15 protein-coding genes are annotated in these 14,725 nt (G+C 74.2%); 2 read left to right on the forward strand and 13 right to left on the reverse strand.

What is annotated here, in order from left to right:
- Positions 1-237 precede the first annotated feature (237 nt).
- Both ADL22_RS15380 and ADL22_RS15385 read right to left on the reverse strand, forming a co-directional pair.
- Positions 238-441: a hypothetical protein gene (locus ADL22_RS15380; protein ID WP_066978788.1), complete on the reverse strand. Its 204-nt coding sequence runs from the start codon at positions 439-441 to the stop codon at positions 238-240.
- Between the two features lie 381 nt (positions 442-822).
- Complete coding sequence (locus ADL22_RS15385; protein WP_066978791.1) at positions 823-1,104, reverse strand: acylphosphatase; 282 nt, start codon at positions 1,102-1,104, stop codon at positions 823-825.
- Between the two features lie 132 nt (positions 1,105-1,236).
- Here ADL22_RS15385 and ADL22_RS15390 point away from each other — a divergent pair, with 132 nt between their 5' ends.
- A complete protein-coding gene (locus tag ADL22_RS15390) occupies positions 1,237-2,154 on the forward strand; it encodes a CAP domain-containing protein (RefSeq protein WP_066978794.1) in 918 nt (305 codons plus the stop codon).
- 18 nt (positions 2,155-2,172) lie between these two features.
- Here the strand turns inward: ADL22_RS15390 and mutM are convergent, their stop codons facing one another.
- From mutM to ADL22_RS15435, 9 genes are all read right to left on the reverse strand, one after another.
- Positions 2,173-3,102, reverse strand: coding sequence for a bifunctional DNA-formamidopyrimidine glycosylase/DNA-(apurinic or apyrimidinic site) lyase (gene mutM, locus ADL22_RS15395; protein WP_066978797.1), 930 nt, complete (start codon positions 3,100-3,102; stop codon positions 2,173-2,175).
- Positions 3,103-3,197: 95 nt separating this feature from the next.
- The gene (gene rnc, locus ADL22_RS15400; protein ID WP_234430713.1) at positions 3,198-4,046 is read right to left on the reverse strand and encodes a ribonuclease III; all 849 of its coding nucleotides are present in this window, start codon (positions 4,044-4,046) and stop codon (positions 3,198-3,200) included.
- A gap of 7 nt (positions 4,047-4,053) precedes the next feature.
- A complete protein-coding gene (gene rpmF, locus ADL22_RS15405; RefSeq protein ID WP_016578620.1) occupies positions 4,054-4,227 on the reverse strand; it encodes a 50S ribosomal protein L32 in 174 nt (57 codons plus the stop codon).
- A 2-nt stretch (positions 4,228-4,229) separates the two neighbouring features.
- Positions 4,230-4,814, reverse strand: coding sequence for a YceD family protein (locus tag ADL22_RS15410; protein ID WP_234430714.1), 585 nt, complete (start codon positions 4,812-4,814; stop codon positions 4,230-4,232).
- A gap of 196 nt (positions 4,815-5,010) precedes the next feature.
- Positions 5,011-6,132: an ATP synthase F0 subunit B gene (locus tag ADL22_RS15415; protein WP_066978802.1), complete on the reverse strand. Its 1,122-nt coding sequence runs from the start codon at positions 6,130-6,132 to the stop codon at positions 5,011-5,013.
- A gap of 126 nt (positions 6,133-6,258) precedes the next feature.
- Positions 6,259-6,771, reverse strand: coding sequence for a pantetheine-phosphate adenylyltransferase (gene coaD, locus ADL22_RS15420; protein ID WP_066978805.1), 513 nt, complete (start codon positions 6,769-6,771; stop codon positions 6,259-6,261).
- Positions 6,768-7,367, reverse strand: coding sequence for a 16S rRNA (guanine(966)-N(2))-methyltransferase RsmD (rsmD, locus tag ADL22_RS15425; RefSeq protein ID WP_066978809.1), 600 nt, complete (start codon positions 7,365-7,367; stop codon positions 6,768-6,770). Before rsmD ends, coaD begins: the two co-directional genes overlap by 4 nt.
- A 163-nt stretch (positions 7,368-7,530) precedes the next feature.
- A complete protein-coding gene (locus tag ADL22_RS15430) occupies positions 7,531-10,551 on the reverse strand; it encodes a helicase-related protein (RefSeq protein WP_066978813.1) in 3,021 nt (1,006 codons plus the stop codon).
- Positions 10,552-10,608: 57 nt separating this feature from the next.
- On the reverse strand, positions 10,609-12,255 hold the full coding sequence (locus tag ADL22_RS15435; protein WP_066978816.1) for a DAK2 domain-containing protein: 1,647 nt from the start codon (positions 12,253-12,255) through the stop codon (positions 10,609-10,611).
- A 234-nt stretch (positions 12,256-12,489) separates the two neighbouring features.
- Here ADL22_RS15435 and rpmB point away from each other — a divergent pair, with 234 nt between their 5' ends.
- Positions 12,490-12,675 (forward strand): 50S ribosomal protein L28, encoded by a 186-nt coding sequence (gene rpmB, locus ADL22_RS33965; RefSeq protein WP_043266286.1) that lies wholly within the window; start codon positions 12,490-12,492, stop codon positions 12,673-12,675.
- Positions 12,676-12,827: 152 nt separating this feature from the next.
- On the opposite strand, the gene thiD is transcribed toward rpmB, so the two are convergent.
- Both thiD and ADL22_RS15445 read right to left on the reverse strand, forming a co-directional pair.
- Positions 12,828-13,634, reverse strand: a complete 807-nt coding sequence (thiD, locus tag ADL22_RS15440) for a bifunctional hydroxymethylpyrimidine kinase/phosphomethylpyrimidine kinase (RefSeq protein ID WP_066978820.1) — start codon at positions 13,632-13,634, stop codon at positions 12,828-12,830.
- 79 nt (positions 13,635-13,713) lie between these two features.
- Positions 13,714-14,682 carry a thiamine-phosphate kinase gene (locus tag ADL22_RS15445; RefSeq protein WP_066978825.1) on the reverse strand — a complete coding sequence of 323 codons (969 nt, stop codon included), beginning with the start codon at positions 14,680-14,682 and terminating at the stop codon, positions 13,714-13,716.
- Positions 14,683-14,725 lie beyond the last annotated feature (43 nt).

Here is a 14,725-nt window from a genome sequence, read left to right on the forward strand (position 1 = left end):
AGTGACCGGAGAGCATCCAGGTGCCCGGCCGGCGAAAGAGACCACGACGGGAAAGACCGCACGCGACGGCAAAGGCGGGGAAGATCCTCAAAGCGGGGAAGATCCGCACGGAATTGCCGGGGACGGGGAGAACGACGAAGGGACGCCGAAGCGTCCCTTGCAGATCTTGCGGTGCTGACCGTGAAGCGTGCGGTGCCTCATACGGCTGGCGGACAGCCCGTCCGGCCCCGGAAGGGGTCAGGTGAGCGCGGGCTCCGCCTGGGATACGTCGATGTCGAGCACCGAGTCGTCGCGACGCGCGGCAGCGGAGAGCATGTCGTTCTCGGCCTGCATCCGAATGAGTTCGGATTCGAGGTCCTGGACGCGCTGCTGAAGCCGTCGCATCTCGGCGAGGACTCGGGGGTCGGAGCCGCCGACGTAACCGAGAAGCGCCTTTGCCATGATGGATGGTCCTCCACAATGAGTGACCGACCGAAGCGGTTGGGTCGTGAGGGATTCGCACCCGCGGTGCTTGCCATTATCCCGGTGTATTCAATGCCAAACACCTAGGGTGCGCGGGGATTCCAGCGTCTCACCAAACGGATGGAGGGTCAACACGATCACAGCCCGTATCCTCGGGCGCCTGAGAGTGCGCGGCCGCCAGGGCATGGCGCCAACTCTCCAGAAAGGGCCCGCCGGGCGTGGAGATCATCCGTACAGCGGCAGCCTTGCACGGGTCGGCCGAGTTGGCAACCACCTGGGCTTATCTCCCGTAAGCAGCTCACGAACCCGCACCGCCGCGGTGGCCGGACAGGGCCGTCCGGGCGGCTCCGCCCGGCCCGGTCAGCGGATCGCGAAGCCGTCGTAGCCGCCCCGCGGCGTGGCCCAAATCTCAGTGACACCCTCGACGTTCCCGGGCGTGTCCCCGGTCCGCAGCCACTCCAGCAGCGCCTCGCAGCGGTCCTTGGGGCCCTCGGCGACGACCTGGACGCGGCCGTCGCCGAGATTGACCGCGAATCCGGCGAGCCCGCCGATCCGCAGCGCGTTCGCACGGGTGAACCAGCGGAAACCGACACCCTGGACCCGGCCGCGCACCCAGGCGGTCATCCGCACCTCGTCTTCCATGGGGGCACGGTAACCGGCCAATTGCCCGGCAAGCACATCCGCCCCATCCGTCATGCCGTACAGTCCCCCGACAGCGAAGGATCACCCTTTCGGGTGAAGCATCGTGACGCTGGACGGAAGGAACGACCGCGGATGGGCCGCCATCGACGCTCTGCTTCCCACGCCCCGGAACCCGTGCGGACGGGGCCTGCTGACGGACCGGCGGGAATTCCCGCGCCCGCCGGGCACCGCGGCCACCGGGCCACGCGGCGGGCCGCGCCGGTGCGCACCGGACTGCTCGGCGCGTCCGCCGCGGTGGCGATGGGCGCGGTGGCGGTGGTCTCCGGACTCGTGCCCGGCGGCGGCCGGTTCGAGGTGGCCGGCGGCGACGGCGCCGGCCGGGTCCGCGCCGGGACGCTGCCGGACGCCGAACCGCAGGAGAGCTTCACCGCGCCGGAACCCGGGACGACGGCCCCGGCCGGCCGGGACGCCGGGCGCGCCCCCTCCCGGGGCGCGGACCGCACCACCGCGCCCGCCTCCCCCGCCGCCTCCCCGTCGTCGCCCCACCCGTCCGCGTCCCCGACCCGTACGCCCGGCGGCCGGCCCTCCGCACCGCCCACCGGCGGAACGGCCACCACCGCGCCCCGCCCCTCCGCGACCCCGACCGCCGGCCCCGTCACCGGCGGCGGCGCCGAGTCCGCGGCCGAGGCCGAGGTGGTCACGCTGGTCAACCAGGAACGCGCCCGCGCGGGCTGCTCGCCGGTGACCGCGAGCGGTGAACTGGCCGGTCTGGCCCAGCACTTCAGCGACGACATGGCGCGCCGCGGCTTTTTCAGCCATACCGACCCGGACGGCCGCACCCCCTGGGACCGCGCCCGCGCCGCGGGCATACCGGACCTCGGCGGCGAGAACATCGCCCGCGGCCAGGCCGACGCCCGCTCGGTGATGGACTCCTGGATGAACAGCCCCGGCCACCGCGCCAACATCCTCAACTGCGAGTACCGCACCCTCGGCGTCGGCGCCCACTTCGGCCCGGGCGGGCCGTGGTGGACGCAGGACTTCGGCTTCTGACGAGGCCCCCGGCCCCGGTCAGCCGGACCGCGGCGGGCGCTGGCAGCGGGGGCAGAAGTAGCTGGAGCGGTTCATCCAGGGGCGGCGGCGGATGGGGGTGCCGCAGCGGCGGCAGGGTTCGTCCTCGCGGCCGTAGGCGTCCAGGGAGCGTTCGAAGTAGCCGGATTCGCCGTTGACGTTGACGTAGAGGCTGTCGAAGCTGGTGCCGCCGACGGCCAGCGCGGCGGTCATCACGTCCCGGACGTGGCCGAGGAGTTCGGCGGTGCGGGGGCGGGTGAGGGTGGCGGTCGGCCGGTCGTAGTGGAGCCGGGAGCGCCACAGCGCCTCGTCGGCGTAGATGTTGCCGACGCCGCTGATCAGCGTCTGGTCCAGCAGGGCCCGCTTGATCGTGGTGCGGCGGCGGCGCAGCGCGTCGTGGAAGGCGGCGTCGTCGAAGGCCGGGTCGAGGGGGTCGCGGGCGATGTGCGCGATCACGTCGGGCAGCAGGTCGGGGTCGCCGGGCACGGTGTCGTGCAGCGAGAGGCCGCCGAAGGTGCGCTGGTCGACGAAGCGGAGTTCGGTGCCGTCGGTGTCGGCGAAGCGGATCCGGATGCGCAGGTGCTTCTCGTCGGGCGCGTCGTGCGGCTGGACGAGGAGCTGGCCGCTCATGCCGAGGTGGGCCAGGACCGCCAGGCCGTGGGTGACGTCGGGGGTGACGACGGGGGCGATGCCCTCGGCGGCGCTCTGCGCGGCCGGGCCGCCGCCGGTCACCGGGAGCCAGAGGTACTTGCCGCGCCGGCGGGCCGGGCCGATCCGCAGCCCGGTGAGCCGGTCGGCGAAGTCCGCGGCGCCCGCGGTGTGGCGGCGGATGGCGCGCGGATGGCGGACCTCGACGGTGTCGACGGTCCGGCCGCTGACCCAGCGCGCGAGCCCGCGGCGGACGACCTCGACCTCGGGCAGCTCGGGCACGGGCGCTCCTGTACGTCCTGGGGAACGGTGGGGAATACGCCGCTGACCCCGCCCGGAGCGGCACGAGCCGTCCGGAGGGGGTCAGTGGCGGTGGATCAGTGGGCCGGCGACGGGGCGCCGCCGGAAGCCTGAGCCGGATCGCCGCCCTCGGGCGCCGTCCCGGCCGCCTCGTCCGCCGCGGCGCGGATCGCGCGCCACGCGGATTCGGCCGCCTGCTGCTCGGCTTCCTTCTTGCTGCGGCCGGTGCCGGTGCCGTACGAGACACCACCGACGCGGGCGGCAGCAGTAAAGGTCTTCTCGTGGTCCGGGCCGGTCTCGGTGACCAGGTATTCCGGGACGCCGAGGCCCTCGGTCGCGGTGAGCTCCTGGAGGCTGGTCTTCCAGTCCAGGCCGGCGCCCAGGCTGGAGGACTTCTCGATGAGCGGGTCGAAGAGCCGGTGCACCAGCTCGCCAGCCGCGTCGAGGCCCTGGTCGAGATAGACCGCGCCGATCACCGCTTCCAGGGTGTCGGCGAGGATGCTGGCCTTGTCCCGGCCGCCCGTGCCCTCTTCGCCCCGTCCGAGGCGGATGAAAGCGCCGAGGTCGAGGCCGCGGCCCACCTCGGCGAGCGCCCGCGAGTTGACCACCGCGGCCCGCAGCTTGGCCAGCTGGCCTTCCGGCAGGTCGGGGTGGATGCGGTACAGCGTGTCGGTGACCACCAGGCCGAGCACCGAATCCCCGAGGAATTCGAGCCGCTCGTTGGTGGGCAGACCGCCGTTCTCGTAGGCGTACGAGCGATGCGTCAGCGCACGCACCAGAAGGGCGGACTCAAGTGTGTACCCGAGCCGCCCTTCCAGAAGCGAGAGGGACGAGGCCGTGTCCGCCGGTGCCGCTCCGTCTGCCCGCCTGCGCGGTGACGAGGGGCCGTCTTCTGCCTTCTTGGGGCTAGACACAGTGCCTGTCACCAGCCGCTCAGACCGCGATGACCTGGCGCTTGTTGTAGGTGCCGCAGCTCGGGCACGCGATGTGCTGCTGCTTCGGCTCCTGGCAGCGCTCGCACGCAACCAGGGTGGGGACCGCAGCCTTCCACTGCGACCGGCGGTGGCGCGTGTTGCTGCGCGACATCTTCCGCTTCGGAACAGCCACGGCTACTTCTCCTGAGGTTCATCCCCGGCGGGGCGGGGTTCGTTGTCCTTCTCGCGGTCCTGGTTGGACCCGGCGAGTTCCTGCAGTGCCGCCCAGCGCATGTCGACGGCGTCGTGGTGGTGGTCCGGGTCGTCCGCCAGCCGCGCCCCGCAATCGGGGCACAGGCCCGGGCAGTCCTCCCGGCACACCGGCTGCAGCGGCAGTGCGAGCACCACCGCGTCGCGCAGCACGGGTTCGAGGTCGATCAGATCGTCCTCGAGGTAGTAGGTGTCCTCCTCGTCCTCGGCGTCGTCGCCGGACTCGGTCCGGGCGTCGGCGTCGGGGTAGGCGAACATCTCCTGGAAGTCCGCTGCGAGCTGTCGCTCCAGCGGCTCCAGACACCTTACGCACTCGCCCTTGACGGCCGCACGGGCGGTACCGGTGACCAGCACCCCGTCCATGACCGCTTCGAGGCGGAGGTCGAGCTCGACCGGCTCGCCCTCGGGCGCTCCGATGACCTCGTTGCCGAGGTCCGCGGGGGCCTCGACGGTGCGGGAGAGCCGCTTGAGCGTGCCGGGACGACGGCCCAGCTCGCGTGTGTCGAACACGAGCGGGGAACGGTGGTCGAGGCGGGCGCCCAAGGCTTTCCTGCTTTCTGTACTGCGGTTGCGGCCGTCCACCGCCGGGAGTCCGGCGTACGGGCAGCGGTGATCGCGGTCATACACGCGACCGAACAGCCAGAATACTGGACGGGCCCCGATAGGCCCAATCCGCCCCCGTCCGGCACGGGCCGGGCGGCCGCCGTCAGTGGCGGCCCTCCTCGTACTGGCGGAGCTGGTCGAGGTTGATCAGGCTGGTGTCGAAGAGGCTGGTCTCGTCCAGGGCGCCGGGCTGCGCGGCCGGGGCGTGGGCGGGCTGCGGGGGCGCGGCGGGGTAGCCGGCCGGGTCGTAGCCCTGCTGCGGGAGCCCGGCGGCCGGCTGCTGCTGGGGCTGCTGCCAGCCGTAGCCGTAGGCGTCCTGGTGCGGGGTGTACGGGACCTGCTCGGGCTGCTGGTAGGAGTAGCCGTCCCCGGGCTGCTGGTAGGCGGCGGCCTGGCCGGCGTAGTAGTCCTGCTGCGGCTCGTAGCCCGGCTGCGGGTCGTACTCCGGCTGCGGCTCGGGGGCCGGGACCGGGGCCGGCGCGGCGGGGTGGCCGGCGGTGGCGCCCGCCAGGCCGGCGAGGTAGTCGGCGTCGGCCTGCGGCGGGGCGCCGGTCAGCGGGTCGGCCTGGGTGGCGAGGTGCTCGGCGAGCTCGTCGATCGGGCGGGCGCCCTGGAGCTTGTCGCGGCCGCGGCCGACCGCCTCCAGGGTCTTGGTGAGGACGGCCTGGAAGGCGCCGAACTTGGCGTCCACGTACGCGTCCGCGCGGCGGCGCAGGGTCTCGGGGTCGGCGCTGCGCTCGGGGGCCTCGGTGTCCTCGTAGCCCTGCTCGTCCAGGCCGGGGCCTCGGCCGAGCAGCTTCTCGCGGCCGCGGTCGACGGAGCCGATGGTCTTGGTGAGGACCACCTCGAAGTTGGCGAGTTTGCTGTCGACGTAGTCGTCGGCCTGGGCGCGGATCTCCTCGGCCTCCTGGCGGGCCTCGGCCAGGATGCGGTCCGCCTCCTCCTGGGCCTGCCGGACCACCTCGGTGTCGGAGATCAGCGAGCCGCGCCGGCTGTGCGCGGACTCGATGATCCGCTCGGCCTCGGCGCGGGCCTCCTCCACCATCTGCTCGCGGCCGCCGAGGAGTTCCTGGGCCTGGGCCAGCGATCCGGGCAGGGCGGTGCGCACGTCCTCCAGCATGGCGAGCAGCTCGGCGCGGTTGACCACGCACGAGGCCGACATGGGCACGGACCGGGCGCTGCCGACGGCTGCGACGATCTCGTCGAGCTTCTTCTGGACGTCCACCTTGGACTCGCCACTCTCTGGGGTTGGAGGGAGGGAACGGGACGACTGTACGGCCAGGAGCCCCCGCCCCGACACCTGCTGACGGACCGTCAGGCAGGTGCCGGTCCCACCGCACCGCGGGCCCGGTCAGGGCTGCTTGCGGAGCCGTTCGGTCAGCGCGTCCAGGACGAACGGCGGGACGAGGTGGGAGACGTCGCCGCCCCAGGCCGCGACCTCCTTGACCAGGCTGGAGGAGAGGAAGCTGTAGGTGGGGTTGGTGGGGACGAAGAGGGTCTCCACGCCGGAGAGGCCGTTGTTCATCTGGGCCATCTGGAGTTCGTAGTCGAAGTCGCTGACCGCGCGCAGGCCCTTGACGATGGCGGGGATGTCGCGCTGCTTGCAGAAGTCGACGAGCAGGCCGTGGAAGGACTCGACCTCGACGTTGCCGTACTCGGCGGTGGCGCGGCGGATCAGGTCGATCCGCTCCTCGACGGTGAACAGGCCCTGCTTGGACTTGTTGATCATGACGGCGACATGGACGACGTCGTACAGCTTGGAGGCCCGGGCGATGATGTCCAGATGCCCGTTGGTGATGGGGTCGAAGGACCCCGGACAGACGGCGCGGCGCAACTTCGTCTCCTCGCTCTCCGGTCCGTTCATGACACGGTCGCTGACGTCGGTTCGGCGGACGCCGAAGCGGCGCGACCGTACCAAAGCGTCCCCTCGCCGTAGCGACGGGCCTTGATCGCTTCGAAACCGTCCGGCCAGGCGAAGGCGCCGCCCCGGGTGCTCCGCTCCACGGTGACGAGTGCCCCGTCGGCAAACCAGCCCTGACCACGGAGTGTGAGCAGGATCTCGCGCAGCTCGTCGTCGCCGACGGCGTACGGGGGATCCAGGAAGACGATGTCGTAGGGGTCGCCGGGGGGCGGGCCGGCGGCGGTCTGCTCGGCCTTGCCGGGGCGGACCTCGGCGCCGGGCAGGCCGACCGTGCGGACGTTCTCCCGGATGGTGCGGACGGCGCGGGTGTCGGCCTCGACCAGCAGGACGTGCGCGGCGCCGCGGGAGAGCGCTTCCAGGCCGACCGCGCCGGAACCGCCGTAGAGGTCCAGGACGCGGGCGCCGGTGAGCGGGCCGTCCAGCGCCTCCCAGGTGGAGAACATGCCCTCGCGCGCCCGGTCGGAGGTGGGGCGGGTGCCGGTGCCCGGGGGTACGGCGAGGCGGCGGCCGCCGGCCGTGCCGGCGATCACGCGGGTCATGGGCCCGTCCTTACGTCGATCGGGGTCGGGGAGGGGCGGCCGCCCCGGCGGGCTCCGCCCTCCCACGATATGTCCGGCCCCGGGGGCGGGCGCCCGGCCGCGGGCCCGGCCGGCCGTGATCGTTCTCACTGCGCGGGCCGGGCGGCCGGGCCCGCGCCCGCCGTCAGCCCTTGTCCAGATACTGCTCCCGTTCGTCGTCGAGCAGGGCGGAGAGCGCGGTGCGCAGCTCGGGGCAGCCCTCCAGGGCCGGATCGGCGGCCACCAGGGCGGTGGCCTCCTCGCGGGCCGCCGCGATGACCTCCTCGTCCTCGATGACCGCGAGCATCCGCAGCGAGGAGCGGACGCCGGACTGGGCCTGGCCCAGGACGTCGCCCTCGCGGCGCTGTTCGAGGTCGATACGGGAGAGTTCGAAGCCGTCGAGGGTGGCGGCGACCGCGGCGAGCCGGGCGCGGGCCGGGCTGGCCTCGGGCATCTCGCTGACCAGCAGGCACAGGCCGGGCGCGGAGCCGCGGCCGACCCGGCCGCGGAGCTGGTGCAGCTGGGAGACGCCGAAGCGGTCCGCGTCCATGATCACCATGACGGTGGCGTTGGGGACGTTGACCCCGACCTCGATGACGGTGGTGGCGACCAGGACGTCCAGCTCGCCGGCGGCGAACCGGCGCATGGTGTCGTCCTTGTCGTCGGGCGCCATCCGGCCGTGCAGCACCGCCACCCGCAGGCCGGCGAGCGGGCCGGTGCGCAGCTGCTCGGCGACCTCCAGCACCGCCAGCGGCGGGCGCTTCTCGGCGGCGTCCTCCGGTGAATCGGCCGCCGCCTCCGCGCCCTTGGCCTTCTTGCCCTTGGCGGCCGGGGCGTCCTCGTCGTCGCCGATCCGCGGGCAGACCACGTACGCCTGGTGGCCGGCGCCGACCTCCTCGCGGACCCGCTCCCAGGCGCGGGCGAGGAAGTGCGGTTTGTCCTTGGCGGGCACCACATGGCTGGCGATCGGGGAGCGGCCGGCCGGGAGCTGGTCCAGGACGGAGGTCTCCAGATCGCCGAAGACGGTCATGGCGACCGTGCGCGGGATCGGGGTGGCGGTCATGACGAGGAGGTGCGGGGGCTGCTTGCCCTTGGAGCGCAGGGCGTCGCGCTGCTCGACGCCGAAGCGGTGCTGTTCGTCGACGACGACCAGGCCGAGGTCGTGGAACTGCACCACGTCCTCGATCAGGGCGTGGGTGCCGATGACGATGCCGGCCTCGCCGGTGGCCAGGTCCAGCAGCGCCCGGCGGCGGGCGGCGGCGCCCATCGAGCCCGTGAGCAGCACGACTTTGGTGCCCTGCTCGGCGCCGCCGAGCATGCCGCCCTCGGCCAGCTCGCCCATCATCTCGGTGATCGAGCGGTGGTGCTGCTGGGCCAGCACCTCGGTGGGCGCGAGCATCGCGGCCTGGCCGCCGGTGTCGACCACGCCGAGCATGGCGCGCAGCGCGACCATGGTGTTGTGGGTGACGGTGAAGTGGTCGGTGACGTAGGCGCGGGAGGGGTGCGCGACGCTGATGCACTGGACGGGGCGGCGGCCGGCGGGCTCGATGGCCGTGACGGCGCGGTGGAAGGCGGCGTCTCCGGTGGTGTCCGCGCCGGGGAGCGCGACGGCGACCTCCTGGCCGCCGCCGGGCGCGGGGGCCGTACGGGCCGTGCCGCCCAGGGAGCGGGCCAGCCAGGCGGCGTCGGCTGCCAGCGGGGCGTGATCGGTGCGCAGCACACCGCGCCCGCCGGCGGACCCGTCGCCGTCACCCTCCGACCCGTCGCCGGGCGTGAATGCGCCGCCGGCCGCCAGCAGGCCCAGCAGCAGCGCCCGGCGGTCCTTGACCGGGGCGTTGCGGTAGGCGGCGGGCACGGTGCGGCCGGCCGGGCCGCTGCCGCCCGCGCCGAGCGCGCGGCCCAGCGCGGCGGCGTCCACCGGGCGCGGGCCGCCGTCGTCGAGGTCCGCGGGGACGGCCGGGGCGATCGACCAGCGGGGCAGGCCATCCTCGTCCAGCAGCCCGGCCCGCAGCTCCCGGGTGGTCAGCACCCGCTCCCCCGTGGCGCGGGAGGTGGCGATCCACAGGTGCTCGTCGTCGGCCTCGACGGTGCTGCCGTCGGAGAGGACCAGCCGCCACACCTCCCGCTCGCCCTGCGGGAAGACGCCGTCCACCGGGGCCGTGGTGCCGCCGGGGACCACCACCTCGGTGCCCACCGCCATCTCCCCCATCGGGCGGAAGCCGCGCGGGGTGAGCACCAGGGCGTCCAGCGGCTGGGCCTTGCCGGAGCCGACCTCGCCCTGGAGGAGGCGGTGCATGGGGTGCTCGGTCGCCAGGTCGTCGAAGATCTCCTGGCTGACCTTGCGCTGGCCCTCGGTGAGGGTGAACGGCAGCCGGGCGTCGAACGCGTCGAGGATCCCGTCCTTGACCAACTGGCGCGGGACGGCGGGGAGTTGGGCCTCGGCGAAGCGGCGGCGGGCCAGCGCGACCTGGAGGACGAACGCCTCGTCCCACTTCAGCCGGGCGCGGGCGTCGGCGATATCGGCCTTGGTGGCGGGGCGGTGGACCTTCAGCAGCGCCTCGGTGAGCGGGACCAGGCCGCGGCCCTCGCGCAGCGCCGGCGGCAGCGGGTCCGCGGCGTCCTGGGCGCGCGGCAGCACCGCGTCGACGGCCTTGGCGATCTTCCAGGACGGCATCTGCTGGCAGGCCGGGTAGATCGGCAGGAGCCTGCCGGCGAAGGCGTCCACCACGCCGCTGTCGGCGTCCTCGTCGAGGAGCTGGTATTCGGGGTGGGCGAGCTGGAGCTTGCGGTTGAAGACCGAGACCTTGCCCGCGAACATCGCGCTGCGGCCGGGCAGCAGGTCCTTGTGCGGCTTGTGGATGCCCTTGCCGAAGAAGACCAGCTGGAGCCGGCCGCTGCCGTCGGTGAGGGTCACCTCCAGCCGCTGCCCGCGGCCTTGGTTGAACTTCAGCACGCGGGCGTCGGCGACCCGCGCGACGACCGTGACGTGCTCGTCCAGCGGCAGGTCGGCGAGGCGGGTCAGCTCACCGCGCTCGGCGTAGCGCCGCGGGTAGTGGTGCAGCAGATCGCCGGCCGTCTCCAGGCCGAGGTGCTCGGCGAGCACCTTCGCGGTGGTGCCGCCGAGGATCTTCTTCAGGGGTTCGTCGAGCGCTGCCACGCGTTCCATTGCACACCACGCCACTGACAACGGGCCACCGCCGCCGCGCCCGCGTGCCGGAACGCGCTATTCCACGCCGATCAGCAGCGGCGCCGCGTGGCCGCCGCCCTCGTAGACGACGGTGTCCACCGCGAGGTGGCGCTCGCGGACGTGGGCGGTGAGCCGTTCGCCGAGGGCGGCGGGGGCGCCGGCGCCGAGGACGAGGGTGACCAGTTCGCCGCCCGCGGAGAGCATCCGGTCCAGGACCGCGGTCGCGGCGCCGGCCAGGTCCGGGGCGATCACCGCGACATCGCCCTCGATCAGGCCGAGCACGTCGCCGGCCTGGCAGACCCCGGCCATCGTCCACGACCGGTGCTCGGCGACGGCGAGTTCGGCGTAGCGGGTGGCGCCGGCCGCGGCGGTCATGGCCACCACGTCCTCGTCGAAGCTGCGGCCCGGCTCGTGCACGGCGAGCGCCGCCAGGCCCTGGACGGCGGAGCGGGTGGGGATCAGGGCGACCCGTACGCCCTCGGCACGGGCCTGTTCGGCGGCGGCCGCCGCGGTGTGCCGCAGCTCCGGATCGTTGGGCAGCAGCATCACCTCGCGGGCGCGGGCCTGCCGGACCGCCTGGACCAGTTCGCCGCTGGCGGGCGGCTCCCCGGGGCGCACGGTCACCGGGACCGCGCCGGCCCGGGCGCACAGTCCGGCGAGCCCGGCGCCGGGGACCACCGCGACCACGGCCCGGGCGGCCGGCGCGGGCTCCTTGGCGCGCGGCCCGGCGCCGAAGTGGGTGATCCGGATCCGGTACGGCCGGCCGGCCTCGATCCCGGCCTCCACCGCGGCCCCGGCGTCATCGGCGTGGACGTGGACGTGCCACAGCCCGTCGCCGCCGACCACCACCAGCGAGTCCCCGAGCCGGTCGAGCCGGTCCCGCAGCCGGGCCACCGCCTCGTCCCCGGCCTCCAGCAGGTAGATCACCTCGAACGCCGGGCCGCCGGCGTCCACCGCCTCGTACACCGCCGCCGGGCAGCCCGCCGCCTCCTCCGGGAGCGCCCCGCCGGCCCGTACGGCGACGGGGGCGGCGGTGGCGGTCTCCCCGGACAGCGCGTCGGCGAGCGCCCCCAGCAGCGCGACCAGCCCGCAGCCCCCGGCGTCCACCACCCCGGCCCGCCGCAGCACGGCCAGTTGCCCGGGCGTCGCCGCCAGCGCCCGGCGCGCGCCGTCGTGGGCGGCCCGGGCGACGCCGGCGGCCTCCTTCGCGTCCGCGGTCTCGGCGGCGCCGGCCGCGGCGGCCGCCACGGTGAGCACGGTGCCCTCCACCGGGTGCGCGACCGCCTCGTACGCCGCGGTGGCGGCCCGCCGCAGGGCGGTGCGGAGCGCGTCCGCGGCGCCGCTGCCGCCGGGCGGGGCGGCCGCCAGCACCTGGGACATCCCGCGCAGCAGCTGGGCCAGGATGGTGCCGGAGTTGCCGCGCGCCCCGATGAGGGCGCCGTGCGCCATGGCGCCCACGGCGTCGGCGAGGGCGGGCGCGGTACCGGCCGAGGCGTGCCCGTCGAAGGCCGCCTCGACGGCGCGGGCGGCCGATTCCAGGGTCAGGTAGAGATTGGTGCCGGTGTCCCCGTCGGCGACCGGGTAGACGTTGATCGCGTCGATCCGCTCCCGTTCCCGTCCGAGCGCCTCCAGGGCCAGGCCGCACCAGGTGCGGACGGCGGTGGCGTCGAGCGGGTGGGGCACATCGTCCTCCTGGGTCGCGGGGGTGCACCGCACAGTAGCCGCGGCCGGCGGGGGTGGGCGGGGCGGGGGCCGGGAGGTGCGTGGTAGTTTCGTCCTGCGGGAGTGGCCGTTGTATGCTGCTCCGGTTGCCCGATGAGAATCGGGCCATTCCTCTCCTGTCGGCGCCGGCACGGCTATGCACTCGGCCCGAACAGGTTCTCACCGTAAGTGCATCTGAAGTCTTTGGAGTGACCCGTGGCTGCCAACTGCGACGTCTGCGGCAAGGGGCCGGGCTTCGGCAAGAGTGTCTCGCACTCGCACCGCCGTACCAACCGTCGTTGGAACCCCAACATCCAGACGGTGCGTGCAGTGGTCGGGCGCACGCCGAAGAAGCTGAACGCCTGCACCTCGTGCATCAAGGCCGGCAAGGTTTCGCGCTGACGCCTTAGCCGTAGCGCCGCCCCGCCGGTTGCTTGGGAAGCCGGTCCACCCTCATTGGGTGGACCGGCTTCTGCCGTTGTCCAGGAAGGGCCGGGGGTCGGGGCCGGCCCGTGGGCAGCGGGCGCCCCGGGGCCGGACCCGGCCGCTCGTGCTCAGCGCCCGCCGCGCAGCCGCCACCCGTGATCCACCGGGCCGATGCCCGCCCCCAGCCGGAAGCCCGCCGCGATCGCACCGGTGACGTACTCCTTCGCGGCCGCCGCGGCCTGCGGGACGGTGTCCCCGTGCGCGAGGCGGGCGGCGAGCGCGGCGGCGAGCGTGCAGCCGGTGCCGTGGGTGTGCCGGTTGTCGTGGCGGGGGGCGCGCAGCCAGTGCCGCTCGCTGCCGTCGGTGAGCAGGTCCACCGCGTCGCCGGCGGGCAGATGGCCGCCCTTGACCAGCACCCAGCGCGGCCCGAACGCCAGGATCGCCTCGGCCGCCTTCGGCATCTCGTCCGCCGCCGCCACCCGTACGCCCGTGAGCTGGGCCACTTCGTCGAGGTTGGGGGTGGCGACCGTCGCGGTGGGCAGCAGCTCGGCGCGTACCGCGTCCAGGGCGGAGGCAGCGAGCAGGGTGTCCCCGTGCTTGGAGACGCCGACCGGGTCGACCACGACCGGGGTGCCGGGGCCGAGGCCGGCGAGGAGTTCCGCGACGGCCCGGACCAGCTCCGGCGAGGCCAGCATGCCGGTCTTCACGGCCTGGACGCCGATGTCGTCGGCGACGCTGCGGAACTGGGCACGGACCGCCTCGGCGGGCAGTTCCCAGGCGCCCTGCACGCCCAGGGAGTTCTGCGCGGTGACCGCGGTGAGCACGCTCATGCCGTGGGTGCCCAGCGCCAGCATCGTCTTCAGATCGGCCTGGATGCCGGCGCCGCCGCCGGAGTCGGAGCCGGCGACGGTCAGCACGCGGGGAGGTATCTGCATGCCGCGAATCTACTCGGCGTACCACCGGTGCCCGTTCGGCGTCCCCGGCGTACGAACCGCGGCGTCCCCTTCTCCGCCCCTATTCCGCGTCCCCGTTGTCGCCGAAGTGGTCCCAGCCGGCCTTCGCCCACGGGGCGCCGTCCACCGTGACCTGGGGCAGCGCCGAGGGGTTGAGGACCTCGCCGATCACCTTCCAGCGGGCCGGCAGCTTCACGTCGGGCGGGAAGGTGGCCACGATGGCGTGGTCCTCACCGCCGTTGAGCACCCACTGCATCGGGTCCACGCCGACCGCGGTGCCGATGTCGGACATCTGCGAGGGGATGTCGATACTCGCCGACCGCAGGTCGATACGGACCTTGCTGGCCTCGGCGATGTGCCCGAGGTCGGCGACCAGGCCGTCGCTGACGTCGGTCATCGCGGTGGCGCCGAGGCCCGCGGCGGCCGGTCCCGCGTGGTACGGCGGTTCGGGCCGGCGGTGCGCCTCCACGAAGGCGCGCGGGGAGCGGAAACCGCGGGAGAGCACCGCGTGGCCGGCCGCGGACCAGCCGAGCCAGCCGGTCACCGCGACCACGTCGCCGGGCTGCGCGCCGGCCCGGGTGACCGGCTCCTGGTTGCGCAGGTCGCCGAGGGCGGTGATGGCGACGGTGATGGTGTCGCCGCGGACGACGTCGCCGCCGACCACCGCGGCGCCGGCCACCTGGCACTCGTCGCGCAGCCCGTCCATCAGCTCGGTCGCCCAGGTCGCGGGGAGGTCGGCGGGGACGACCAGGCCGAGCAGGATCGCGGTGGGGACCGCGCCCATCGCCGCGATATCGGCGAGGTTCTGCGCGGCGGCCTTGCGGCCCACGTCGTACGCGGTGGACCAGTCGCGGCGGAAATGCCGCCCTTCGAGGAGAATGTCCGTACTGGCGACGACCCTGCGGTCCGGCGCGGTGACCACCGCGGCGTCGTCCCCCGGTCCGATCCGGACGGCGGGAGTGGAGGTGAGCCGGGCGGTGAGCTCTCTGATAAGCCCGAACTCCCCCAGCTCGCCCACGGTGCCCTTCATGCTGTTGCCCTTCCCATGTGTACGGACGGTCCGTACGTGGCTG

It is taken from the genome of Streptomyces sp. NRRL F-4489 (assembly GCF_001509485.1).
In the GTDB taxonomy this organism is placed as follows: domain Bacteria; phylum Actinomycetota; class Actinomycetes; order Streptomycetales; family Streptomycetaceae; genus Streptomyces.

Coding starts and splice junctions, on each gene's coding strand:
- ADL22_RS15380 (WP_066978788.1), bottom strand. CDS start 441: ATGGCAAAGGCGCTTCTCGGTTACGTCGGCGGCTCCGACCCCCGAGTC.
- ADL22_RS15385 (WP_066978791.1), bottom strand. CDS start 1,104: ATGGAAGACGAGGTGCGGATGACCGCCTGGGTGCGCGGCCGGGTCCAG.
- ADL22_RS15390 (WP_066978794.1), top strand. CDS start 1,237: ATGGGCCGCCATCGACGCTCTGCTTCCCACGCCCCGGAACCCGTGCGG.
- coaD (WP_066978805.1), bottom strand. CDS start 6,771: ATGAACGGACCGGAGAGCGAGGAGACGAAGTTGCGCCGCGCCGTCTGT.
- rsmD (WP_066978809.1), bottom strand. CDS start 7,367: ATGACCCGCGTGATCGCCGGCACGGCCGGCGGCCGCCGCCTCGCCGTA.
- ADL22_RS15430 (WP_066978813.1), bottom strand. CDS start 10,551: ATGGAACGCGTGGCAGCGCTCGACGAACCCCTGAAGAAGATCCTCGGC.
- thiD (WP_066978820.1), bottom strand. CDS start 13,634: ATGCAGATACCTCCCCGCGTGCTGACCGTCGCCGGCTCCGACTCCGGC.
- ADL22_RS15445 (WP_066978825.1), bottom strand. CDS start 14,682: ATGAAGGGCACCGTGGGCGAGCTGGGGGAGTTCGGGCTTATCAGAGAG.